The organism is Aeromonas sp. FDAARGOS 1409, assembly GCF_019048705.1.
GTDB classification, from domain to species: domain Bacteria; phylum Pseudomonadota; class Gammaproteobacteria; order Enterobacterales; family Aeromonadaceae; genus Aeromonas; species Aeromonas sanarellii.
This window is the reverse complement of record NZ_CP077395.1, coordinates 2638847-2662839: the sequence shown is the minus strand read 5'-3', so window position 1 is coordinate 2662839 and position 23993 is coordinate 2638847. Positions and strand designations below refer to the sequence as shown.

Below are 23993 nucleotides of genomic sequence, written 5' to 3'. Positions count from 1 at the left end.
GGCCTCACTTCATGGCATCGAAGATGGGTTTGAGGGTACTGGCCCAGACTTCCGGGTTCACGTCCCCCACGTGGCGATAGCGGATGATGCCCTGGCTGTCGATGAAGAAGGTCTCGGGCGCACCATAAACACCGAGATCCAGCCCCAGCATGCCGTCCGGATCATAGAGGTTGATCTGGTAGGGGTTGCCGAGCTCCGCCAGCCACTTGATGGCCTTGTCCCGCTCGTCCTTGTAGTTCATGCCGACGATGTAGATCCCCTGCCCCGCCAGCTCCTTGAGGTAGGTGTGCTCCCCGTAGCAGGTCGGGCACCAGGTGGCCCAGACGTTGAGCAGCATGGGGCGTCCCTTGAGGATGCTCCTGTCGTGCTGCTTGTCGAGATCGTAGATGTCCTGCAAGGTGAACACGGGCACCTCCTTATCCACCATCACGGACTCGAGCTTGGTGGGATCGGAGTAGAGCCCCTTGAACAGGAACTGGGCCCCCAGCAGGAAGATGATGAAGGGCAGCAGATAGAGCCAGGTCTTCTTGTTCATGCCTTGGCCTCCTCGTCACGACGGCCGAACCGGTAGCGCTTGTCCAGCATGGCCAGCACGCCGCCGATGGCCATGAAGACGCCGCCGAACCAGATCCAGCGCACGAAGGGTTTGTAGTAGATCCGCACTGCCCAGGCGCCGTTGTCGAGCTGCTCGCCGAGCGCCGCATAGAGATCCCGGGTAAAGCCCGCATCGATGGCCGCCTCGGTCATCGGCATGCGGCTCACGGTGTACATCCGCTTCTCGGGCTTGAGCAGGGCCACCTGCTTGCCGTCCCGGTGCACCTCCAGCACGCCCTTGAAGCCGTCGTAGTTGGGACCGTTCTTCTCCTTGATGCCGGTGAAGACGAACTCGTAATCGGCGAACTGGACGCGATCGCCTGCCTGCATGCGCAGGTCCTTCTCGATGCTGTAGTTCTGGGTGCAGGCGATGCCGATGATGCTGACCGCGAGCCCCACGTGGCCCAGGATCATGGCCCAGTGGCTGTTGCCCAGCCTGCGCACGCCGGTGGCGAAGCCGTGCTTGTGGGTGGCGCGCACCCAGGTCTCCTGCACGCTGGTGACGATGATCCAGACGCCCAGACCGATGCCGAGTGCAGCCCAGGGCTTGAAGTCTTCCGCGAAGGCGAGGGGCAGCAGGAAGGCAGCGGCCAGGCTCAGCACCAGGGCGACCACCACCTTGAGCCTGAGCTCCCCCAACTCCTGGCGGCGCCAGCGGAACAGCGGGCCTAGCCCCAGCAGCAGGGCGAACGGGATGATGAGCCAGCTGTAGATGTGGTTGAAGAAGGGGGTGCCGATGGAGATGCTGCCCAGTCCCAGCTCCTTGTGCACCAGGGGCAGCAGGGTGCCGAGCAGCACGGTGAGCAGGCCCGCCACCAGCAGGATGTTGTTGCCAAGGAGCAGGGTCTCGCGACTCCACAGCTCGTGCTTGCCGTGGCTCTTCACCTGGGAGCCCTTGAAGGCGAACAGCAGCAAGGATGAGCCTATCACCGCCAGCAGGAAGCCCAAAATGAAGAGGCCCCGGGTCGGGTCGGAGGCGAACGCATGGACGGACACCAGCACGCCGGAGCGCACCAGGAAGGTCCCCAGCAGGCTCAGGGAGAAGGCGGAGAGTGCCAGCAGCACTGTCCAGGCCTTGAAGGTGGCGCGCTTCTCGCTCACCGCGAGGGAATGGAGCAGGGCCGTACCCGCCAGCCAGGGCATGAAGGAGGCGTTTTCCACCGGATCCCAGAACCACCAGCCGCCCCAGCCGAGCTCGTAATAGGCCCACCAGGAGCCGAGCACTATGCCGAGCGTCAGGAAGACCCAGGCCGCCATGGTCCAGGGGCGGGACCAGCGCGCCCAGGTGGCGTCGAGGCGCCCCGTCATCAGGGAGGCGATGGCGAAGGCGAAGGCCACCGAGAAGCCCACATAGCCCATGTAGAGCATGGGGGGGTGGAAGATGAGGCCGGGATCCTGCAGCAGGGGGTTGAGGTCACGCCCGTCCACCGGGAAGTACGGCAGGGTGCGGGTGAAGGGATCCGAGGTGAACAGCACGAAGGCGGTGAAGCCCACCGAGATGAGGCCGAGCACCCCCAGCACCCGTGCCACCGCATCCAGCGGCAGCCGGCGGCTGAAGAGGGCGACGGCCGCGGTCCAGCCCCCCAGGGTCAGTACCCAGAGCAGCAGGGACCCCTCGTGGGCCCCCCACACCGCCGAGATGCGATAGGCCAGCGGCAGCAGGCTGTTGGAGTTGGTGGCCACGTACTGCACGGTAAAGTCGTTGTCGATAAAGGCCCAGGTGAGGCAGAGGAACGACAGCAGCAGCAGCAGGAACTGGCTGTAGGCGAGCGGTCGGGCCGCCGACATCATGCCGAGTCGGCCGAGATGGGCCCCGATCAAGGGGTAGCTCCCCAGCAGCAGGGCGGTGGCAAAGGCCAGGATCAGGGCGAATTGACCGAGTTCAGGGATCATGACTGGCTTCCTTTCAATCGAGCCGCGGCATGAACCGGTGCACGGGAGAGAGACGGGGAGAAGGGCGCGGGTAGCTCCGGGATCATTGCTTGGCTCCCTGCAACTGCGCCTCTGTGTATTCGGGCTTGAAGTGCATGCCGCTGGTGGCGTCTGCCACTTCCGGCGGCATGTAGTTCTCGTCGTGCTTGGCCAGCACCTCGAAGGCCGCCACCGTGGTGGCATCCTTGAGATTGCCCTGGGCGACTATCCCCTGCCCTTCCCGGAACAAGTCCGGCAGGATGCCGTCAAACTCCACCTTCACCATGTGGCCGCCGTTGTCCACCAGTTTGAAAGCGACCTTGAGGCTCTGGGGGTCCCGCTCGACCGAACCCGGCACCACCAGGCCGCCGATGCGCAGGCGCTGCCCCTCCTCGGGCTTGATCTTGTCCGGCCCCTTGCCCTCCACCAGCTCGCTCGGGGTGTAGAAGAGGTCGATGTTCTGGCCCAGGGCATAGAGCACCAGGCCGATCACGCTGGCGAGGCCCAGGCTGATCGCCAGTATGATGGTGAGGCGTTTCTTGCGGCGCGGGTTCATAGGGTGTTCTCCATCTGCTGGGCCGCCTTGCGGCGGGCCTCCCGCGCCTGCTTGTTGCGCAGTTCGCCGAGCAGGCTGCGGGTCTTCAACCGTGTGGAAATGACGAGGCCGACCAGGCAGAGCCCGGTCAGACCGAAGGAGAGCCAGACGTAGAAGGCGTAGCCCCCCATGGCCATGAAATCACTGAACGAGGCAAAGTGCATGCTTACTTCTCCTGGCTGGCGATGTCGGCGACCCAGGGGCGGTGCCACTCCCGCATCAGGAGCTCGTTCCTGAAACGCATCAGGGTCAGGGCCCCCAGGAAGGCCGAGAACGCCAGTATCATGATGAGCAGCGGCCACAGCATCTCGGCCGAGATGGAGGGCTTGTCAAACTTGGTGATGGTGGCCCCCTGGTGCAGGGTGTTCCACCACTCCACCGAGTAGTGGATGATGGGCAGGTTGATCACCCCCACCAGCGCCAGGATGCCGGCGGCGCGGCCCGCCACCACCTTGTCGCTGAAGGCGTTGTAGAGGGCGATGACGCCGAGGTAGAGGAACAGCAGGATGAGCTCCGAGGTGAGGCGTGCGTCCCACACCCACCAGGTGCCCCACATGGGCTTGCCCCAGGCGGCGCCGGTAAAGAGGGCGATGAAGGTGAAGACAGCGCCCACCGGGGCGATGGCCGCCACCGTCATGTCCGCCATGCGCAGCTGCCACACCAGGCCGATGAAGGCCGCCACCGCCATGGTGGAGTAGGCCCCCATGGAGAGGATGGCGGAGGGCACGTGAATATAGATGATCCTGAAAGAGTCCCCCTGCTGGTAGTCAGCGGGGGCAAAGGCCAGCCCCCAGACGGTGCCTATGATGAAGGCGAGCAGGCTTGTCACGGCAAACCAGGGCAACAGGGTGCCGGCCAGCCCATAGGCACGCTCGGGTTTGGCATAAGGGTGCAACCATTTCCACATAGCTCACAGAACCTTTCAGTTATTAATTCTTAAGTGGCGAGGCCTACCATACCCACGGGGGGGAAACATCATATCCCCCGAAAGCAGTAAGCCGCCATCCCCTTGATCTATCTCAACAATATCGCCAAAAAAACGGCCTCAAAAAAGGACGTTCCACCAAATTAATCAGTTGACGCTGACCCGCAGCGCCGCCGAGATGGCCAGGGGGGTCAAGGTGACGGCCCCCACCAGCATGGCCCCCAGGATGGCGAGCTGTCCGGCATAGGGCAACCCCATGCTCGCCGCGTCGATGGCGGAGGTGGCGAAGATCAGCACCGGAATATAGAGCGGCAGCAGCAGCAGGCTGAGCAGCACGCCCCCCTTGCGCAGCCCCGCCGTCAGCGCCACCCCGACCGCCCCGAGCAAGCTCAGCACAGGGGTGCCGAGGGCCAGGGTGGCCACCACGGCCAGATAGGTCTTCATATCCAGGGAGAGCAGGATGGCCAGCAGCGGGGAGATGAGCAGCAGCGGCAGGCCGGTCAGCAACCAGTGAGCGATCACTTTGGCCAGGGCCAGCAGCCCGAGCGGATGGGGCATCAGCATCATCTGCTCCAGGGCGCCGTCGCTGAAGTCATCGCGAAACAGCCGCTCCAGGGAGAGCATGGCCGCCAGCAGGGCCGCCACCCAGATGATGCCGGGGGCGATGCGGGCCAGCAGTTGGGGCTCGGGCCCGATACCGAGCGGGAACAGGGTGATGACGATGAGGAAGAACCAGAGCGGATTGAAGATGTCGGCCCGCTGGCGCAGGGCCATCAGCAGTTCGCGGTGAATAAGGTGGAAGACGGCGCGCAGCATGGGCTACTCCTGCAACAGCGAGGACAGGGAGAGGGTCTTGAGACGCCCCTGCATCAGGGTCAGATCCTGGTGGGTGGTGAGCACCACCATGCCCCCCCGGTCCGCGTGGGTCAGGAACAACTGCTCCAGCACCCGGACCCCCTGCTTGTCGATGGCGGTGAAGGGCTCGTCCAGGATCCAGAGCGCCGGCCGGTCGCTCAGCCAGAGCCTGGCCAGGGCCACCCGTCGCTGCTGCCCCGCCGAGAGCTGGCCCGCGGGATAGTCCTCGAAACCGGCCAGGCCGACCTGGGCCAGCACCCGCCACAGATCCACCTCGCCCCCGGCTGGGCCGTGCAGCTTCTGGTAGAAGGAGAGGTTCTCGAGGGGGGTCAGGGTCGCCTTGACCCCGGGCTGATGGCCCAGGTAGAGCAGGCTGGCATGGTACTCGTCCCGGCAGCGGCGGATGTCCTCCCCGTTCCAGCACACCTCCCCCGCGAAGGGCTGGGAGAGGCCGGTCAGCAGGCGCAGCAGGCTGGTCTTGCCCACCCCGTTGGGCCCTTCAATCTGCATCAGATCCCCCGAGCGCACCGCGAAGGAGAGATGTTCAAACAGGGTGCGATCTTCACGTACGCAGCTCAGATTGTTCGCTTGAAGCAGCATGGGGATCTAATCGTTGAAAATGAGGCGGCCTGCATATTAACACAGGATCCGGAGGCGTCTTTTCAAAGATGCCGATAATCAACAGGATTTGTGGGGGAGATCGCGCCCCATCAAAGAGGCTTGATACCAAAGGAATATCGGCCACCCCTGTCTTGGCACCGCACGGGGATGGAAGGGAAAACGGGGAGGCCTCGGCCTCCCGCAACACATCCGTCAGCTCCGTCCCTTGCGCAGGGAGATCAGCAGCTCCGCCTCGGCCTGGGGCAACTCGCACTCGCTCATCACCTCGTCGAGATCGGCGCCGAGCTCCACCATCTTGGCGGCCCGGCTGTAGAGGCGGCGCTCAGGATCCTGCAGGGTCAGCTCCTGCTGGCTGTCGTGGATCTTCTGCATGGCGCCCTCTGCGGCCTGCAGCCGCTGACCCATGCCGATGGCACCGGTATGCAGCTCCATCATCTGCTTGCGCAGACTCTCGAGCTGGCCCTGCAGCGCCTCCACCCTGGCCTCGGACTCTCGCTGGCGACGACGGTGACCCAGGATCCCGTAAAGGGCCAGCACCAGTGCGAGCAAGGACAACCCCAAGGCTGCAAATTCAATCATCAAACCATCACCTTCCTATTAGGGTAAACGGGCAAGGAGCGCAGGCGCCCGGCCTGGTGCCTTTGCTCCCGTTACAGGGAACCGATATCGTCCCACTCTTCGTCGGAGAGCAGCTTGTTGAGATCCACCAGGATCAGCAGCTGGCCATCGCGGTTGCTGACGCCCTGGATGAACTTGGCGCTCTCCTCGGTGCCCACCGCCGGGGCGGCATCGATCTCGGAGGAGCGCAGATAGACCACCTCGGCCACGCTGTCCACCATGATGCCGATCACCTGCTTCTCCGCCTCTATGATGACGATGCGGGAGTTCTCGCTCACGTCACCGGCCGGCAGGCCGAAACGGGAGCGGGTATCGATGACGGTCACCACGTTGCCACGCAGGTTGATGATGCCCAGCACGTAGTCCGGTGCACCCGGGACCGGGGCGATCTCGGTGTAGCGCAACACCTCCTGGACCTGCATCACGTTGATGCCATAGGTCTCGTTTTCCAACTGGAAGGTCACCCACTGCAGCACTTCGTCTTCGGCCAGATTCTGTGCGATATTGCGCTTCTCTGTCATCTTCTTGATCCTTGTATGAACCCGTCAACGGGTAAAATTAGCAATAAAACCATGGCAGTGCCGATCTTGTCAGCGCCCTTCGATGTTCACGCCGCGACCGAGCAGCACCAGCAGCTCCCTGACGTGCAACAGGGCGCACATCTTCTCCTTGACCATGCCCGCCAGCCAGGGGCGCTTGCCCTCCTGATGGCGCCACTTCACCTGATCCCGGTGCAGCAGTTCGGTGCCCTTCAACTGATGACAGGCCAGTCCCCAGGGTGATTCCCCCAGCATAATCAGATATTTGTAATCGTCCATCGCCAGATGCTGGCCCGGCATGACCCACTGGGCCGTGTCCACCACGTTCATCTTCTGCTCCCTGGAGGTCATGATCCCCTTGTACCAGCCCGGCTGGCCGAACAGGGAGGTCACCTCCCCCAGCTGATGGATGCCGCCAAGCTCGGTCAGGGGCACCGCGAAGGTCACCCCGGCCACGTCGAAGAAGAGCGCCTGAAACTCGTTGCCGGTGTCCAGGTTCTCCCAGGTCGAGGGAGCGGGCGCCGTCTCGAGCGCACGCTCGGGCTCGGCCACCGCCAGGGCCACGGGTTCGGGCTCCGCCACCACGACCTCGGGCGGCGCCAGGGCCACCTCGGGCTCGGTGTCGACCGCCTCGGCCTCGAGCTGAAATGGCTCGACATGGACCTCTTCGTGGCTCAGGGCATCCATCTCGAACTGCACCTGGCCCACCTGGGCGAGCAGCTCGCTCAGTTGCGCCAGCCTGGCATCCGCCTCCAGATAGGGGGCGGCGGTCACCTCCGGCAAGGCAGCGGGCTGACGCTGCAGCGCCGGGGCCGGCGCCTCGTCCTCCGGATCCTCCCGCAGCAGGGCATCGTCCAGCAACAGGGAGTGGAAATAGTCGTCCATGGCCCGAACCTGGGTGGTCTCTCTCATGGCTTCACCTCCTGGGTCCGTTGACGCTCCAGGGCGTCGAGATGGTTGAGCAGGGTCTCATAGGCATAGGTGCCGCGGCTGCCCGGCGCATAGATGGACGGGGGAATGTGCACCAGGCTCGCATCCCGGAACTTGGTATCGATGGGAATGACCGCATTCCACACCGCCTCGCCATACTGCTCCTTGATGGACTGCAGTGTCATCAGGGAGGCCCGGGTGCGCTTGTCAAACATGGTCGGGATCACGGTGTAGCGGAACTTCTCCCGCTTGGAACGCTGCATGATCTCGAAGGTCTTCATCATCCGCTCCAGCCCCTTCAGGGCCAGGAACTCGGTCTGCACCGGCACCAGGATGCGATCGCAGGCAGCCAGCGCGTTCACCATCATCACCCCCAGCACGGGCGGGCAGTCGATGAGCACGTAGTCAAACTGATCCTGCACCCGCAGCAGGGCACGCTTGAGCACCAGCCCCATCCCCTCCCGGTTGCCCATCACCCGGTCCAGGGTGGCCAGCGTGATGGACGCGGGCAGCAGGCTGATGTTCTCGAACCTTGTCTTGAGGGTCATCCGGTTGACCAGCTCCGCACTGGGTTTGGCCGCCTGGAACAGCTCGTACAGGGTGCCCTCCAGCCGGTCCGAGTCGAAGTCGAGATAGGAGGTCAGGGAGGCATGGGGATCGGTGTCGATCAGCAGTACCCGCTGGCCACGCTGGGCCAGAATGCCCGCCAGGGAGACGACCGTGGTGGTTTTACCGACTCCACCCTTCTGATTGGCAACCGTCCAAACAATCACTGTATCAATCCTGCCTTGTTGTTATGCGTATGCCACCACCGGGCAGCGTGACCACCCTGACGTTTTCACTGTCGACACTCTGCAACTCGTCCTGCACCGGCGTCCCCGTCAGCGGTTTGACGGTGGCTGGCGGCACCCAGGCGAATCTGGAGATGGCGACCACCACCTTGCGATTCTGTAATCGTCCCTGCTCGCTGCCGTTGTCGGCAAAGGGGGAGAACTCCCCGTAGGCCTCGTAGGCGAGCCGCTCTGGGGCGATTCCCTTGCCCACCAGGGCGGTGAGCACCGCCTCGGCTCGGGCGGCGGACAGCGTCCAGTTGGAGCGGAAAATCTCGTTGTTTATCGGCTGGTTATCCGTGTAACCCCGCACCCTGACATAGTTATCGACCGGTTTCAGAATACCTGAAAGCGTATCGAGCACGGGGCCGGCATTGCTGCCGAGGAAGGCACTGCCGCTGTTGAACAAGAGGCCCGAGCTCAGCTCCACCGTCAGCCAGTCGTCGTCCTTCGCCAGCTTGACCACGCCGGCGTCGACCAGGGCGCCCATGGCCTGCTGAAGCTGCAGATCTATCGTGGCAAGGGCCGTGCCATCTTGCTGAACTGGCGTACCCGTAATGGGGGCCTGCGAGGGAGATGGCGACACCTCGCTCTCCAGCAAGGAGGGGGCGGCCGACACCGGGTTGTTGAGCAGGGACTTGCCCTGCCCCTCCAGCAGGCCATCGCTGCGCGGCACCTGGTTGAATGCCCTGGTCATGCCCTCGATGACGGCGCGGTACTCCTCCTTGTTGACGATGGCCACGGAGTAGAGCACCACGAAGAGGGCGAAGATGAGGGTCATGTAATCGGCGTAGGAGACCAGCCAGCGATCGAGATGTTCTCGTCCTTGCAGGTGCAAACGATAGCGCTTGCGCATGGCTATTCCCCTTTCAGATAAGCCCGTAGCCGCCGTTCAACCTGCTGGCCGTTCTCCCCGTGGGCGATGGCCAGCAGTCCCTCCAGGGTCATCTCCTGATAGAGACCGTAATGGTAGTGGAAGGCCCGCAGGCGGTTCGCGATGGGCAGATAGAGGAGGTTGGCAAAGCCGACCCCGTAGATGGTGGCGACGAAGGCGACGGCGATACCGGCTCCCAGGGTGCCCGGCTCCTCCAGGTGGAACATGGCCTGGATGAGGCCTATCACGGCCCCTATGATGCCGATGGTCGGGCTGTAGCCCCCCATGGCCTCGAACACCCTGGCCGCATGCTCGTTGCGCTCCTGCTCGATGTCGATGTCCGCCTCCAGCAGGCGGCGCAGATCCTCGATGGGGACCCCGTCCACTATCATGGTGAGCCCCTGGCGGGTGAAGGGATCGGGCTCCTCTTCGGCCTGGTTCTCCAGCGCGAGCAAGCCCTGCTGGCGCGCAAACTGGGCCCAGGCCTGCAGACGCTCGGCCTGATGCACCAGATCCCGCTGCGGCGGAAACAGCATCCAGGCCGCCTGCCTGAGGGCGGACAGCATGTACTTGCGGGGCGTTTGCAGGATCACCGCCCCCCAGGTACCGCCGACCACGATGACGAAGGCCGGGCCGTCGAGCAGGGTCAGCAGGCTGCCACCGTGCCACCACTGGGCGACGGCGAGCGCCCCCAGCGCCAGCACCAGGCCGACCATGCCCATGGTCAGCGACCCAACTCGACCAGGATGCGCTGGGCCACCCTGTCCAGCGGCAGGGATTCGCTCGCGATGCCGGCCTTGGCGACGGCCTGGGGCATGCCATAGACCACGCAGGAGGCTTCATCCTGGGCCCAGATGGTGGCGCCCTGCTCCTTGAGCAGGCGGGCACCATCCCGGCCATCCGCCCCCATGCCGGTCAAGACGATGGCCAGCACCTTGTCGCCATAGGTCTTGGCGGCCGAGGCGAAGGTGATGTCGACGCAGGGCTTGTAGTTGACCTTGTCGTTGCCCTCGATGATGCGAAGGCGGGCACCGGGCCCGCGCCCTTCCAGCAGCATCTGCTTGCCGCCCGGGGCGAGGTAGGCGTGACCAGGCCTCAGCACGTCGCCGTCCTCCGCCTCCTTGACCCCGATCTGGCACAGGCCGTTGAGACGGGCGGCGAAGGCCGCGGTGAAGGTGGCCGGCATATGCTGGATTAACAGGATCGGATGGGGAAAATCTCCCGGCAGCTTGGTCAGCACGTTTTGCAGCGCCACCGGGCCACCGGTGGAGGTGCCGATGGCCACCAGCTGGTAGCTCTTGCCGCTGCGCTTGAAGCTGGCGGGGACGCTCGGTGCACGCACGGGCTCTGGCTGACGCTCGGTGGGGCGGGTCAGGGCACCGCCGAGGGCGGGCCGCACCAGGGGCTCGGGCGCCCGGGGCCGGGTCGTCATCAGGAAACGCTTGCGGGCGATCTCCTTGACCCGCTGCTGCAGCAGGCTGACCGCCTCGTCCTTGTCCCGGGCGATGTCTTCGAATTTCTTGGGCAGAAAATCGAGGGCACCGGCATCCAGCGCATCCAGGGTCGCCTTGGCCCCCTCGTGGGTGAGGGAGGAGAACATCAGGATGGGGGTCGGACACTTGGCCATGATCTCGCGCACGGCGCTGATGCCGTCGAGCACCGGCATTTCGATGTCCATGGTGATGACGTCCGGCCGCAACTGCAGCGCCTTGTCTACCGCCTCCCGTCCGTTCTGGGCCGTGTCGATCACCGTCATCAGGGGGTCCTGATTGATGATCTCGCTGACCCGACGACGGAAGAAACTCGAATCGTCGACCACTAATACCTTGACTGCCATTGTTATTCTTTTAACTCCTTGAGCCAGACGCTCAGTGGCGACGGGCATAGGCCTTGAGCAGGCTGGGCACATCCAGGATGAGGGCGATGCCGCCATCGCTGGTGATGGTGGCGCCGGCCATGCCGGGAGTCCCCTGCAGCAGGTTGTCCAGGGGCTTGATCACCACCTCTTCCTGACCGATGAGGTTGTCCACCACAAAGCCGACCTGCTGGGTGCCGATCTGGACGATGACCACGTGGCCCTGGTCCTGACGGGCCGTCTTGCCGGCACCGCGTACCAGCCACTTGTGCAGATAGAACAGCGGGATCGCCTTGTCGCGGACTATGATGGTGAGCTGGCCGTCCACCACGTTGGCCTTCTTCAGGTCCAGGTGGAAAATCTCGTTCACGCAGCCGAGCGGCAGGGCGAAGGTCTGCTGGCCCACTTCCACCATCAGGGTCGGCAGTATGGCCAGGGTCAGGGGCACCTTGATTTCAAGCCGGGTGCCCTTGCCCCAGGTGGAATCGATGTGCACCGAGCCATTGAGGCTGACGATGCTGGTCTTCACCACGTCCATGCCGACGCCGCGGCCGGAGATGTCGGAGATCTCGGACTTGGTGGAGAAACCGGGGGCGAAGATCAGGTTGTAGGCGTCGTTGTCGCTCATGCGCGCCGCGCTGTCGGCATCCAGCACGCCGCGGCTGATGGCGATGGATTTCAGCTTCTCCGGATCCATGCCGGCACCGTCATCCTCGATGCAGAGCAGGATGTGATCCCCCTGCTGGGAGGCGCTCAGGGTGATGGTGCCCTGACGGGGCTTGCCCGCCTTCTCGCGCACGTCCGGCATCTCGATGCCGTGGTCGCAGGAGTTGCGCACCAGGTGAACCAGGGGGTCGGCCAGGGCCTCCACCAGGTTCTTGTCCAGATCCGTCTCCTCCCCCACCATCACCAGCTCGATCTCTTTCTTGAGGGTGCGGGCCAGATCGCGCACGACCCGCGGGAAGCGGCCGAACACCTTCTTGATGGGTTGCATGCGGGTCTTCATGACCGCGCCCTGCAGATCGGCGGTCACCACGTCCAGGTTGGCCACCGCCTTGGACATCTCTTCGTCGTTGCTGGCGATGCCGAGGCTCACCAGGCGGTTACGCACCAGCACCAGCTCCCCCACCATGTTCATGATGACGTCCAGGGTCTTGGTGTCCACCCGCACCGTGGTGTCGCTCTGTACCGCGCCGCTCTCGGCGGGGGCGGCCGGCTTGGCAGGGGCGGCCTTGGCCGGCGCGGCAACGGGTTCCGAGGCGGGCTTGGCCGCCACCGGCGCCTTGGGGGGCGTCACGGGGGCGGCGGCAGGCGCCTTGGGTTCGGGGGCCGGGGCAGCAGCAGCCATGCTGTGCTGGGGCCCCTGACCACGGCCGTGCAGCTCGTCCAGCAGGCGCTCGAACTCGTCGTCGTCGATGAGCTCGTCCACCTCTTTCTGGACCGACTGCAGCGGCGTCAGATCGGGGGCACCACCGTGCTGGCCCTGGCCGTGGAGCTGGTCGAGCAGCGCCTCGAACTCGTCGTCTGTGATGTCGCCTGAACCGCTCAGCACGGGGGCGGCAGAGACGGTCGGGGCCTTGCCGACACCGTGCAGCTCGTCGAGCAGGCGCTCGAATTCGTCGGCGGAGATCTCGTCGATGGAGCCGCCGCCATTGACGGCCACCGGCTCGCTCGGGGCGACGATGACGGGCTCCGGCTCGGGCTCAGGCTCGGGTTCTGGCTGTGACTGGGCGGCGACGCTGGCGGTGCGCAGCTGCTCCTGCCCCTCGGGCTTGCACAGCTCGTGCAGATCGTGCAGCAGGTCAGGAGAGGCCGGGCTTATCTCCTCGCGGTTCTGCACCTGGGCAAACATGACGTTGATGGCGTCCAGCGCCTGCAAGATGACGTCCATCAGCTCGGCGCTGAGGGTCCGCTTGCCGTTGCGCAGCATGTCGAACAGGTTCTCGGCGCCGTGGCAGACGTCCACCAGCTCGGTCAGGGAGAGGAAGCCAGCCCCCCCCTTGACGGTATGGAAGCCGCGGAAGATGGCATTCAACAGATTCTTGTCATCGGGTCGCTTTTCCAGGTCGACCAGTTGTTCAGACAACTGTTCCAATATTTCTGATGCTTCGACCAAAAAGTCTTGCAGTATGTCTTCATCAACTTCGAAGGCCATGCGTCACTCCATTAGAATCCCAGGCTAGACAGCAGATCGTCCACATCATCTTGACCATTGACCACGTCGGACCTCGTCTGCGGGTTCATGATGGGACCTTCCGCCTCGATGCCGCTCGCCGGCAGGCTGCGCGCCGAATGATCGATAACGCCCTCACCAAACATGGTCAGCATCTCTATCAACTTTGTTTCAACTTCCTGCACCAGCTTGATCACCTTGCGGATCATCTGACCGGTCAAGTCCTGGAAATCCTGAGCCATCAGGATCTCCGTCAGCAGTTGTCGTAACTTATCGGCATCGCTTTCCGAAGCCTTAATAAAATCATTCAGTTGATGACAGAGCGCCTTGAATTGACCCAGCTCCAGATCCCGGCTCATCAGGGCATTCCAATTGGGCATGACCAGCTGAATGTTGTCATTGAGTCGATCGGCGATGGGGAGACTGGCCTCCACCGCATCCATGGTGCGGTTGGCCGCCTTGTCCGTCATGTCGATGACATAGCTGAGGCGCTCCCGGGCATCCGGGATCTCATGGGTGGCCAGGTCAGGGATCCTGGGATCCAGGCGAAAATCTTGCAATGAGTTGTGCAACTGGCGGGTCAACTGCCCCACCTTGTCAAACAGGGCTGCCGCGTTGGGGGCACACACATCGGCGAGGATGTTGTCGGCCTGTTCAAACTCCTCTCGCTCCAGGTGGGCAACCAGCATCCTTGCCTGTTCAAGCGAGATCATGGCACTCGTTTTGGCCTTCATCCCTGCCGCTCCTTAGCCGATGCGTTCAAAGATTTTGTCGAGCTTCTCTTTGAGGGTGGCGGCGGTGAACGGCTTGACGATGTAGCCATTGACCCCTGCCTGGGCGGCTTCGATGATCTGCTCGCGCTTCGCTTCGGCAGTCACCATCAGGACCGGCAGGTGCTTGAGTTTGTCATCGAGGCGAATGGCCTTGAGCAGGTCGATGCCCTGCATGCCCGGCATGTTCCAGTCGGTGACCACAAACTGGAAGTCGCCGTTCTTGAGCATCGGCAGCGCCGTGTTGCCATCGTCTGCTTCATGGGTGTTGTTGTATCCCAGGTCACGCAGCAAGTTCTTGATAATCCGGCGCATCGTTGAAAAATCATCGACGATGAGGATTTTCATGTTCTTGTCCAAAGTTCCTCCTAAATAGCCGTCAAGACGGCTCGCTTACATGATGCAGATCGCAGGTTTTATGGTGCGGATTATGCCTTAGAGTTGCGCTCCAGTGTAGCCAGTACAGTCACTTATACATTCCAATCTCGCAGACGGGCGCGCAGTCTGTGCATGGCCTGGCTGTGGATCTGGCTCACGCGAGACTCGCTCACGCTCAATACCTCGCCGATCTCGCGCAGGTTCAATTCTTCGTCGTAATAGAGGGAGAGCACCAGGGCCTCCCGCTCCGGCAGTCGGGCGATGTGCTCGGCCAGGGCGCCCTGAAAGCGCTCGGCCGCCAGATCGTCGTAACCGCCGTGGCTGGCATCATCGGGATGCCCTATCACATCCTCGCTGACCCCCAGATCCTCGATGCCGATGATCTTGCCGCAGGAGACATCCTGCAGCATGGCGTGATACTCCCCGAGGGAGACCCCCATGTTGGCGGCCACCTCGGTGTCCCTGGCGTCGCGGCCATGGGCCTGCTCCACGTTCTCGATCGCCTCGGCGATGGCGCGGCTGTTGCGGTGCACCGAGCGGGGCACCCAGTCCCCGCGGCGGATCTCGTCGAGCATGGCGCCGCGGATGCGGATGCCGGCATAGGTTTCAAAGCTGGCGCCCTTGCTGCCGTCAAAATTGCGGGAGGCTTCGAGCAGCCCAATCATACCTGCCTGGATCAGGTCATCCAGCAAGACACTGCTTGGCAGGCGAGCCAATAAATGCTGGGCAATCCGCTTGACCAGCGGAGCGTGACGCTCGACCAGCACGTAGGAATCCTGATGACGCAAGTATGCTTGGGCTTTATTCACGGGAGTCTTCCTGTGTTATGACCGGCTTTTGCAACAAGTTTTCCAGGAAAAATTCGAGGTGCCCCCCCGGCTGGTTCGGGATGGGCCAGCTCGCCGCCTTGTTGGCCAGGGCACGGAATGCCAGGGAGGCGGGGGATTTCGGAAACGCCTCGACGATCAGCTTCTGCTTGCGCACGGCGGCCCGCAGGTTGGTGTCGTAAGGGACGCAGGCCACCAGTTCCAGGGAGGTGTCGAGGAAGCGGTCGGTGACCCGGGTCAGCTTGGCGAACAGCTCCTGCCCCTCGCGCAGGGAGCGGACCATGTTGGCCACCACCTTGAAGCGGAACACGCCGTGATCCTTGGAGAGGATCTTGATGAGGGCGTAGGCGTCGGTGATGGAGGTGGGCTCGTCGCACACCACCACCATGATGTCCTGGGCGGCGCGGGTGAAGCTCAGCACCATGTCGGAGATCCCCGCCGCCGTGTCCACCAGCAGCACGTCCACCTGGGTCTTCATCTCGCCGAAGGCGCGGATGAGCTCGGCGTGCTGCACCGGCGACAGCTCGACCATGGACTGGGTGCCCGAGGTGGCCGGCACTATCATCATGCCGTAGGGGCCCTCGACGATGATGTCGTCTATGGTGCACTCCCCCGCCAGCACGTGGGAGAGGTTGCGGTGCACCCGCAGCCCCAGCATGACGTCGACGTTGGCCAGACCCAGGTCGGCATCCAGCACCAACACCCGTTTGCCCTGGGCGGCCATGGCTCCCGCCACGTTCAGGGTCACGTTGGTCTTGCCGACGCCCCCCTTGCCTCCGGACACGGCGATCACTTTCACTCGATTGTTTTGACGCATTTTGCGCAGACCACTCGCCTGATCCATATACATGTTACTCATAAAACTCCGAATCTTCGGTCTCGCCGAAACCCGATCCCCAGAAATAGGGATCCTCTGCTTCCCGCTCCAGCGACCCCATGGCGGCACCGACCAGCAGCGCCGCATTGGCAACTTGAATATCTTCCGGCACCCGCTGCCCGTCGGTGATGTAGCTGATGGGCAGGGCGTTCTGAATGCAGACGTTGATCACTTCCCCCAGATTCAGGCTCTCGTCCAGCTTGGTCAGGATGCAGCCGGAGAGCGGAATGCGCCTGAAATGATCCACCGCCTCCTGCATCACCCGCCGCTGGGAGGTGGCCGACATGACCAGATAGCTGCGAATGCGCACCTTGGCGTTCTTCACCAGGGTATCGAGCTGCTCGGTCAGGCGGATGTCCCGCTGACCCACCCCGGCGGTGTCGATGAGCACCAGCCGGCGATGGCGGAACTGGTAGAGCGCATTGGCCAGCTCTTCGGCGTCCCGCACCTGGCGCACCGGGCAGCCCATGATGCGACCATAGGTCTGCAGCTGTTCGTGGGCGCCGATCCGGTAGTTGTCCGTGGTGATGAGCGCCACCTGCTCGGCGCCATATTTCATGGCGAAGCGGGCCGCCAGCTTGGCGATGGTGGTGGTCTTGCCCACCCCGGTCGGGCCGAGCAGGGCCACGGCGCCGCCCTGACGGAGGATCTCGTCCTCGCTGATCTTGAGCTGGGCCGTCAGCACCTCGGCCAGCTGGGCCATGGCCTGATGGATGGGCATGTCCTCGGGGATGAGCCCCGCCAGCTGATCGGCGAAGGCGTCGTCGAAGCCCATCTTCTTGAGCTCCTTGATGAGCAGGGCGCGCATGGGCTCGCGGCGCTCCACCTCCTGCCACATCAGGCCGGAGATCTGGTGCTCCAGCAGCTTGCGGATGCTGGCCATCTCCTTGCGCATCCCCTCCATCTCCTGATCCCGCTGGGGGGACTGGGCCTGGCGCGGGGCGGCGGCAGGACGGGCCTTGGGCTTGGCGGGCTCGGGAGCGGCGCCCCACTGGCCCTGTTCGGCCAGGGTTCTGGGGGCGCTGCCGGCCGCGGCCAGCCCGGCGGACTGGGTGCCGGCACCGCCATTGGTCTGCCAGGAGGCCGGCGCAGCATTGCCGTTGCCCGCCCCATTCCCGGACCAGGGGCCCTGGGCTGCATTGCCGCCCGCGGGGTTGGCCGGGTTGAGCTTCTGCTGGCGTGCCAGCAGGGCGGCCAGGGTATCGGCATAGTATTCGTTCTGTTCCTTGGGCGGCGCCGAACGCGTCATCTGCTTGCCCGCAGACGAGATATTGACGCTCTCTTCGTTCAACTGACGGCGAACCGGCGCGTCTTTGGGCCCCGGCACCTGGGACTGGTAATCGACGGCCGCGACTATCTCTACCCCACCGGTGACCTTCTTGTTGGACATGATGACGGCATCGGGCCCGAGAGTCTCCTTGACCTCGGCCAGCGCCGTGCGCATGTCTTTGGCAAAAAACCGCTTAATCTTCACCCGTCATCTCCGCTAACTAGCCCTGTCCCACCGCACTGACGATGCGGATCTGCTTGTCGTCAGGCACTTCCTGATAGGACAGCACGCGTAATCCAGGAATGGCATTCTTGACAAATTTCGCCAGGGTATTGCGCAATATCCCCGATGTCAGAAGCACGGCCGGCTGGCCTTCCAGTTCTTGTCGTTGAGTGGCTTCCACCAGGGAGCGCTGCATCCGCTCCGCCAGTCCCGGCTCGATGCCGGCGCCATCTCCCCCACCTGCCTGCAGGGATTGATGCAATATGCGTTCCAACTCCGGTGACAGGGTGATCACCGGCAGCTCGGGCTCTGGGCCGGCGATCTCCTGCACGATGAGTCTGCGCAGGGCGATGCGGCAGGCCGCGGTCAGCACTTCCGGGTCCGGGCTGCGGGGCGCATATTCCACGAGGGTCTGCAGGATAGTGCGCATATCGCGAATTGGCACGCCTTCATTGAGGAGATTTTGCAGTACCTTCACCAGGTTGCCCATGCTGATCACCTCGGGAACCAGCCCTTCCACCAGCTTGCTCTGGTGTTTCCCTATCATGTCCAGCAGTTGCTGCACTTCGTCGTGGCCAAGCAGCAGGGCGGCGTGGTTGGAGAGGATCTGGCTCAGGTGGGTGGCCACCACGGTGGCCGCATCGACCACGGTATAGCCCAGCGTCTGCGCCTGGGAGACCTGCTCCTTGGCGACCCAGACCGCCTCCAGCCCGAACGCCGGGTCCTGGGTGGCGATGCCGTGGATCTGGCCGAACACCTGGCCCGGGTTGATGGCCATCTCCTTGTCGTGATAGACGGTGGCCTCGCCGGTGCTCACCCCCATGAGGGTGATGCGGTACTGGTTGGGGGCGAGATCCAGGTTGTCGCGAATGTGCACCGCAGGCACCAGGAAACCGAGCTCCTGGGAGAGCTTCTTGCGCACCCCCTTGATCCGGTTGAGCAGCTCGCCGCCCTGGTTCTTGTCCACCAGCGGGATGAGCTGATAGCCCACCTCCAGGCCGATGATGTCCACCGGCATGACGTCGTCCCAGCTCAGATCCTTCTGCTCCACCGGGGCATCCCCCTGGGCCGGCAGGAGTTCGCCGCTCGCCGCCCTCGCCTTGTTCTGCTTCTCCCGGCGCAGCAGCCACCAGGCACCGGCGGCCGCCACGGCCCCCAGGCTCAGGAAGGCCAGATGCGGCATGCCGGGCACGCTGCCCATCATCAAGAGGATGCCGGCGGAGATGACCAGGGCCTTGGGGTTCTCGAACAGCTGGCCGAGCACGGCCGTGCCCATGTCCTGATCCGTGTTCTGGCGGGTCACTATGATGGCGGCGGCGATGGAGAGCAGCAGCGAGGGGATCTGGGCCACCAGGCCGTCACCGATGGCGAGCAGGGTGTAGATCTGGGCCGCCTCGGCGAAGGTGAGCTGGTGTTGCAGCATGCCGATGATGAAGCCGCCGATGATGTTGATGAAGAGGATCATGATGCCCGCAATGGCATCCCCCTTCACGAACTTGGAGGCACCGTCCATGGAGCCGTAAAAGTCCGCTTCCTGGGTCACGTCCTGACGGCGTTTCTTGGCCTCTTCCTGGTTGATGAGGCCGGCGTTCAGGTCCGCGTCGATGGCCATCTGCTTGCCGGGCATGGCGTCCAGGGTGAAGCGGGCGCTCACCTCGGAAATCCGCCCCGCACCCTTGGTGACCACCACGAAGTTGATGATCATCAGGATCATGAAGACGATGATGCCCACCGCATAGTTGCCGCCGATCACCACGTTGCCGAACGCCTCGATCACGTGGCCGGCCGCCGCGCTGCCGTTGTGGCCCTCCAGCAGCACCACCCGGGTGGAGGCCACGTTGAGGGCGAGTCGCAGCAGGGTCGCTATCAGCAAGACGGTGGGGAAGGCGGCGAATTCCAGGGGCCGGCGGGTATAGACGGCCACCAGCAGCACCACGATGGAGAGGGCGATGTTGAAGGAGAAGAGGATATCCAGCATCAGGGGCGGAATGGGGAGTACCACCATGCCGAGGGAGGCGAGCACCAGCAGCGGGGTCCCGACCCCCTTGGTCAGCAACCACCTGTACTCTTTGAAACGGCCCAGCCCTGCCTTCAATCCCATCGTGCTTCTCAATGTTCAACTACCGATGCCGGATTAAAGCAAATATCAAGCCAATGATTCAATTAATTGATCTGCATGGGTTTTATTTTGATGCTGTCAGAAGTCCGTCGCAGGCTTTCCGGGCCGGGGCGGCAAGGAGGCTGGCGTCTCCCTGCCGGGAGAACATTGGCGACGGGTCCCAGGCGAACAGGTCAGGCTCCAGCTAGCGCCTTACTTGCGAAACTCGGGCGGGATGGGCAGATCCTTGGCGAGGGGGGTCGGCCGCCGGCCACGGCCGCGGCGGAACTTCTTGAGCTGGTAGACATAGGCCAATACCTGGGCCACGGCGGCGAAGAGCCCCTCGGGGATCTCCTGGCCAATCTCGGTGGCGTGGTAGATGGCCCGGGTCAGCGGCGGCGAGGACATCACGGGGATGTCGTACTCGCGCGCTATCTCCCGGATCTTCATGGCCACCTCGTCGACCCCCTTGGCCAGCACCTTGGGCGCCGCCCCCGGCTTGCCCGCATCGTATTTCAAGGCCACCGAGTAGTGGGTCGGGTTGGTGATGATGACGTCCGCCTTGGGCACGTCCCCCATCATGCGGCGCATCGCCATCTGCATCTGCAGCTGGCGGATCCGCCCCTTGACCTCGGGCTTGCCCTCGCTGTCCTTGAACTCGTCCTTGACCTCCTGCTTGGTCATCTTGAGCTGGCGATTGTGGTTCCAGGTCTGGAACGGCACGTCGATGGCGACGATGGGAATGAGGGCGCAGCAGAGGATAATGAGCATCCAGAGCAGCAGGTCCAGGGCGTCTATGATGCCACCAGGGAAGCCCTCCAGGGAGAGGTTGAGCAGGTGGTTGAACTGGCTGGAGAGCATCCACCAGGCGAACAGGGAGATGAACAACACCTTGGCGATGGACTTGACCAGTTCCACCAGGGACTGCACCCCGAACATCCTCTTCAAACCACTCAAGGGGCTCAGTTTGCTCCACTTGGGCAGCATGGCCTCGGAGGAGAAGTTCATCCCGCCGAGCAGGGTATTGCCGACGAAGGCGGCGATGATCACCAGCAGAAACAGCAGCCCCAGGGGTTGGAGCAGCTCTCCCAGCAGGGCCGGCACCATGACCCCCATGGCGTTGGGATCGAACGCCTGATCCCGGTCCAGGGTGAAGCCCATGGTGAGCACCTTGACCATGGCATCGGCCAGGCTCTCCTTGATCATCAGAAGCCCGAACACGGTCGCCAGCAGGACGCTGGCGGTACCCAGTTCCTTGGAGCGTGCAATCTGCCCTTTTTCCCGGGCCTGTTGCAGTCGTTTGCCCGTGGGTTGTTCTGTGCGTTCCTGATCGGTATCAGCCATGCTGACCTCCGATGGGGATCATCCCGCCAGCAGCCTGCCACAATGGCAGCCCACTCGGTTGTTCGATGCCATCGCCCCGAACGAGATCAGCCATGCTGACCCCCCAGGCACTGGACGTTGATCAGCTCGCAGCTGGTCTCCTGCACCCGCTCCCAGAGGGCATCGAAGTGCCCCATGAAGCCGCCTATGGTGAACCAGAGGATGAAGAGACCCGACATCATGCTCACCGCGAAGCCGATGCTGAAGATGTTGAGCTGGGGCGCCGCCCGGGTCATGACCCCGAACGCGAAGTTGATGAGCAGCAGGGCGATGATGGCCGACAGCGCCATCACCAATGAGGCCTGGTACATGATCCCGAGGAAGCTCACCAGGCTGCGGATGGCGGGCAGGGTCAGCCCGCTGTCCGACACCGGCAGGGTCTCGAAGCTCAGCACCACCATGCGCAGCATCAGCAGGTGACCATCCACCGCCAGGAACACCAGGGTCGCCAGCATCAGGTAGAACTGGCCCACCACGGGGGCCGACTGACCGTTCATGGGGTCCACCAGGGTGGCGAAGCCCAGGCTGGTCTGCATGGCGATGACCTGGCCCGCCATCACGAAGGTTTCCAGCAGGAACTGGGTCATCAGGCCCAGCGCGATGCCGATGAGCAGCTGCTGGCCGAGCACCAGGAAGCTGCCGACGGAGAAGAGCTCAATCTTGGGCATGGGGGGCAGCAGGGGCGCGATGATGAGGGTGATGGCGAGCGCCAGGCCGATGCGGATATGGGCAGGGGCCAGCCGGCTGCCAAACACCGCCATCACCATCAGCAGGCTGCTCACCCGGGCGAGCGGCCAGAGGATGCTGGTCAGCCACTCCATGATCACCGCCGTGGTGTAGCTCATGCCCCTACCTCGTGGCTGCGTGATGCCGGCACCACCACGGCCTCCCCCTGACTCACCCCACCACCTCGGGGATCTGGCTCACCATCAGCAAGAAGAAGTCCATCAGGCTCTGCAGGCCCCAGTGGGCACCGGCCCCCAGGGCCAGCAGGGTCACCACCAGGCGGGGAAGGAAGCTTAAAGTCTGTTCGTTGATGGAGGTCGCGGCCTGGAAGATGGCGACGATGAGGCCCACCATCAGGCTCGGCAGGATCACGGCGCAGACCATGATGGTCACCAGCCAGAGCGCCTCGCGAAAGACGTCGACAAAGGTTTCAGGGCTCATTGCTCGCTCCTTGTGATGAGTTTGCCCAAGGCAACCCCCTCCCAGCCTCCCCCTTCGAAGCGGGAAGGCCCTTGTTCGTTCCCTCCCCTTGTGAGAGGAGGGTCAGGGTGGGCTTCTGCCCTTCCCTAACCACCAGAGCCCAGCCCGAAGCTGTTGGCGAGCGAGCCCAGGATCAGGTTCCAACCGTCTACCATGACGAACAGCATCAGCTTGAAGGGGAGCGATACCAGCATCGGCGACAGCATCATCATCCCCATGGCCATCAGGATACTGGCTACCACCAGATCGATGACCAGGAAGGGCAGGAACAGCATGAAGCCTATCTGGAAGGCGGTCTTGAGCTCGCTGGTGACGAAGGCCGGGATCAGCACCCGCAGGGGCACCTCCTCGGGTTGCGCCACCTGGACGTTCGCTATCTCCATGAAGGTATTGAGATCCTTGACCCGGGTCTGGGCCAGCATGAACTGGTGGATGGGCAGCTCCGCCTTCTCCAGGGCCTCCTTGGCCCCTATGGTCTCGGCCAGGTAGGGCTGCAGCGCCTCGTCGTTGATGCGATCCAGCACAGGCGACATGATGAAGAAGGACATGAAGAGGGCGATGCCGATCAGCACCTGGTTGGAGGGGCTCTGCTGCAAGCCTATGGCCTGTCTGAGGATCCCGAGCACCACTATGATACGGGTGAAGGAGGTCATCATGATGACCATGGCCGGCAGGAAGGAGAGCGCGGTCATGAGCGCCAGCACCTGCAGGGTCAGGCTGTACTCCTGACTGCCATCCGCCATGGTCTTGACGGTGAGGGCCGACATGCCGTCCTGGGCCATCGCCAGGGGCGACAGCAGCAGGGAGATCAGGGCCAGCCATCCAGTCCAGTTAACGTTTTTCATGCTTGCCCATCAATTTGCCGAGCTGCTGGGAGAAGGCCTGGGGCTGGCTCTCGTCCAGCGGCGCCTCCAGGCGATAGAGGAAATTGACCTGCTGCGGCGTCACCCCGATGAGCAGCTGCTGCTCCCCCACCTTGACCACCATCAGCTTCTCCTTGTAGCCGAGCGGCAGGGTGGCGACGACCTTCATCTGGCCCCCGCCCATCACCTGGGTGAGCTTGCTCTTCTTGAGCAGGAAGCCCAGCACCAGGATGAGGCCGATCACCATCAGGCTGGAGAGCAGCCAGGAGGTGATGCTGGGAGGGTTGGCGCCCGTCCCCGGGTTGGCCAGGGCGGGCAGGGACAACAGCAGTAACGGGAAAGCGCGGATCATTTGAGTTTTTTGATCCTTTCAATCTGACTGATGACATCGGTCAGCCTGATACCGAACTTGTCGTTCACCACCACCACCTCGCCGTGGGCGATCAGGGTGCCGTTGACCAGCACGTCCAGCGGCTCGCCCGCCACCCGGTCGAGCTCCACGACAGACCCCTGGTTCAGCTGCAGCAGGTTGCGGATGCTGATCTGGCTGCGTCCCACCTCCATGGCGATGGTCACCGGGATGTCCAGTATGGTGTCCAGCTTGCGCCGCTCCTCGGCGCTGATGGGGGCTTCGTCCTTGAGCTCTTCCAGGGGGGCGGGCTTGGCCTCGGCCGTGACCTGCTCCTCCAGCGCGGCCGCCCAGGCGTCAGCCATCAAATCCTGCTCGTCATCGGTTCCGCTCATCTTCAATTCCTCAGTGTTGCAAGCTCCCCTCGGGG

General features: G+C 63.7%; 27 protein-coding genes. All 27 read right to left on the bottom strand.

Features of this window, described 5'->3' with window-relative positions; all coding sequences use genetic code 11:
• Positions 1–4: 4 nt before the first annotated feature.
• The 27 genes from I6L39_RS12700 to fliN all read right to left on the bottom strand — a co-directional run bounded on the left by I6L39_RS12700 (position 5) and on the right by fliN (position 23958).
• The gene (locus I6L39_RS12700; protein WP_216989838.1) at positions 5–535 is read right to left on the bottom strand and encodes a DsbE family thiol:disulfide interchange protein; all 531 of its coding nucleotides are present in this window, start codon (positions 533–535) and stop codon (positions 5–7) included.
• Positions 532–2487, bottom strand: coding sequence for a heme lyase CcmF/NrfE family subunit (locus I6L39_RS12695; RefSeq protein WP_216989837.1), 1956 nt, complete (start codon positions 2485–2487; stop codon positions 532–534). The genes I6L39_RS12700 and I6L39_RS12695 overlap by 4 nt, the downstream gene beginning before the upstream one ends.
• Positions 2488–2569: 82 nt before the next feature.
• Positions 2570–3061, bottom strand: coding sequence for a cytochrome c maturation protein CcmE (gene ccmE, locus I6L39_RS12690; protein WP_042076865.1), 492 nt, complete (start codon positions 3059–3061; stop codon positions 2570–2572).
• The gene (ccmD, locus tag I6L39_RS12685) at positions 3058–3264 is read right to left on the bottom strand and encodes a heme exporter protein CcmD (RefSeq protein ID WP_209793477.1); all 207 of its coding nucleotides are present in this window, start codon (positions 3262–3264) and stop codon (positions 3058–3060) included. The genes ccmE and ccmD overlap by 4 nt, the downstream gene beginning before the upstream one ends.
• Positions 3265–3266: 2 nt before the next feature.
• Positions 3267–4007: a heme ABC transporter permease gene (locus tag I6L39_RS12680; RefSeq protein WP_216989836.1), complete on the bottom strand. Its 741-nt coding sequence runs from the start codon at positions 4005–4007 to the stop codon at positions 3267–3269.
• A 165-nt stretch (positions 4008–4172) separates the two neighbouring features.
• A complete protein-coding gene (gene ccmB, locus I6L39_RS12675) occupies positions 4173–4841 on the bottom strand; it encodes a heme exporter protein CcmB (protein ID WP_042076860.1) in 669 nt (222 codons plus the stop codon).
• A gap of 3 nt (positions 4842–4844) precedes the next feature.
• Positions 4845–5480, bottom strand: coding sequence for a cytochrome c biogenesis heme-transporting ATPase CcmA (gene ccmA, locus I6L39_RS12670; protein ID WP_209793475.1), 636 nt, complete (start codon positions 5478–5480; stop codon positions 4845–4847).
• Positions 5481–5693: 213 nt separating this feature from the next.
• On the bottom strand, positions 5694–6080 hold the full coding sequence (locus I6L39_RS12665) for a DUF2802 domain-containing protein (RefSeq protein ID WP_010673943.1): 387 nt from the start codon (positions 6078–6080) through the stop codon (positions 5694–5696).
• Positions 6081–6151: 71 nt separating this feature from the next.
• Positions 6152–6640 (bottom strand): chemotaxis protein CheW, encoded by a 489-nt coding sequence (locus I6L39_RS12660; protein WP_005333026.1) that lies wholly within the window; start codon positions 6638–6640, stop codon positions 6152–6154.
• A gap of 69 nt (positions 6641–6709) precedes the next feature.
• On the bottom strand, positions 6710–7570 hold the full coding sequence (locus tag I6L39_RS12655) for a chemotaxis protein CheW (protein WP_209793474.1): 861 nt from the start codon (positions 7568–7570) through the stop codon (positions 6710–6712).
• Positions 7567–8361, bottom strand: coding sequence for a ParA family protein (locus I6L39_RS12650; protein WP_209793473.1), 795 nt, complete (start codon positions 8359–8361; stop codon positions 7567–7569). Before I6L39_RS12650 ends, I6L39_RS12655 begins: the two co-directional genes overlap by 4 nt.
• Positions 8362–8365: 4 nt before the next feature.
• On the bottom strand, positions 8366–9274 hold the full coding sequence (locus I6L39_RS12645; protein WP_216989835.1) for a flagellar motor protein MotB: 909 nt from the start codon (positions 9272–9274) through the stop codon (positions 8366–8368).
• 2 nt (positions 9275–9276) lie between these two features.
• The gene (locus tag I6L39_RS12640) at positions 9277–10014 is read right to left on the bottom strand and encodes a flagellar motor protein (RefSeq protein WP_216989834.1); all 738 of its coding nucleotides are present in this window, start codon (positions 10012–10014) and stop codon (positions 9277–9279) included.
• A gap of 2 nt (positions 10015–10016) precedes the next feature.
• A complete protein-coding gene (locus I6L39_RS12635; protein WP_216989833.1) occupies positions 10017–11129 on the bottom strand; it encodes a chemotaxis response regulator protein-glutamate methylesterase in 1113 nt (370 codons plus the stop codon).
• Positions 11130–11160: 31 nt separating this feature from the next.
• On the bottom strand, positions 11161–13302 hold the full coding sequence (locus tag I6L39_RS12630; protein ID WP_216989832.1) for a chemotaxis protein CheA: 2142 nt from the start codon (positions 13300–13302) through the stop codon (positions 11161–11163).
• Positions 13303–13313: 11 nt separating this feature from the next.
• Complete coding sequence (locus I6L39_RS12625) at positions 13314–14054, bottom strand: protein phosphatase CheZ (RefSeq protein ID WP_042076845.1); 741 nt, start codon at positions 14052–14054, stop codon at positions 13314–13316.
• 12 nt (positions 14055–14066) lie between these two features.
• The gene (cheY, locus tag I6L39_RS12620) at positions 14067–14450 is read right to left on the bottom strand and encodes a chemotaxis response regulator CheY (protein ID WP_010673934.1); all 384 of its coding nucleotides are present in this window, start codon (positions 14448–14450) and stop codon (positions 14067–14069) included.
• 110 nt (positions 14451–14560) lie between these two features.
• Positions 14561–15277, bottom strand: coding sequence for an RNA polymerase sigma factor FliA (locus I6L39_RS12615; RefSeq protein WP_042076843.1), 717 nt, complete (start codon positions 15275–15277; stop codon positions 14561–14563).
• Entirely contained in the window at positions 15270–16145 is an 876-nt protein-coding gene (locus I6L39_RS12610) for a MinD/ParA family protein (protein WP_209428960.1), read from the bottom strand. The genes I6L39_RS12615 and I6L39_RS12610 overlap by 8 nt, the downstream gene beginning before the upstream one ends.
• Before the next feature lies 1 nt (position 16146).
• Positions 16147–17646: a flagellar biosynthesis protein FlhF gene (flhF, locus tag I6L39_RS12605; RefSeq protein WP_216989831.1), complete on the bottom strand. Its 1500-nt coding sequence runs from the start codon at positions 17644–17646 to the stop codon at positions 16147–16149.
• A 16-nt stretch (positions 17647–17662) separates the two neighbouring features.
• Positions 17663–19765: a flagellar biosynthesis protein FlhA gene (gene flhA / locus I6L39_RS12600; protein WP_042076837.1), complete on the bottom strand. Its 2103-nt coding sequence runs from the start codon at positions 19763–19765 to the stop codon at positions 17663–17665.
• 210 nt (positions 19766–19975) lie between these two features.
• Positions 19976–21106, bottom strand: coding sequence for a flagellar biosynthesis protein FlhB (flhB, locus tag I6L39_RS12595; RefSeq protein WP_042076835.1), 1131 nt, complete (start codon positions 21104–21106; stop codon positions 19976–19978).
• Positions 21107–21192: 86 nt separating this feature from the next.
• Complete coding sequence (gene fliR, locus I6L39_RS12590; RefSeq protein ID WP_042076833.1) at positions 21193–21990, bottom strand: flagellar biosynthetic protein FliR; 798 nt, start codon at positions 21988–21990, stop codon at positions 21193–21195.
• A 52-nt stretch (positions 21991–22042) separates the two neighbouring features.
• Positions 22043–22312 carry a flagellar biosynthesis protein FliQ gene (gene fliQ / locus I6L39_RS12585; RefSeq protein WP_042076832.1) on the bottom strand — a complete coding sequence of 90 codons (270 nt, stop codon included), beginning with the start codon at positions 22310–22312 and terminating at the stop codon, positions 22043–22045.
• Between the two features lie 125 nt (positions 22313–22437).
• A complete protein-coding gene (gene fliP, locus I6L39_RS12580; RefSeq protein ID WP_216989830.1) occupies positions 22438–23196 on the bottom strand; it encodes a flagellar type III secretion system pore protein FliP in 759 nt (252 codons plus the stop codon).
• A complete protein-coding gene (fliO, locus tag I6L39_RS12575; RefSeq protein ID WP_216989829.1) occupies positions 23183–23566 on the bottom strand; it encodes a flagellar biosynthetic protein FliO in 384 nt (127 codons plus the stop codon). Before fliO ends, fliP begins: the two co-directional genes overlap by 14 nt.
• Positions 23563–23958: a flagellar motor switch protein FliN gene (gene fliN / locus I6L39_RS12570; RefSeq protein ID WP_010673924.1), complete on the bottom strand. Its 396-nt coding sequence runs from the start codon at positions 23956–23958 to the stop codon at positions 23563–23565. Before fliN ends, fliO begins: the two co-directional genes overlap by 4 nt.
• Between the last annotated feature and the right edge of the window lie 35 nt (positions 23959–23993).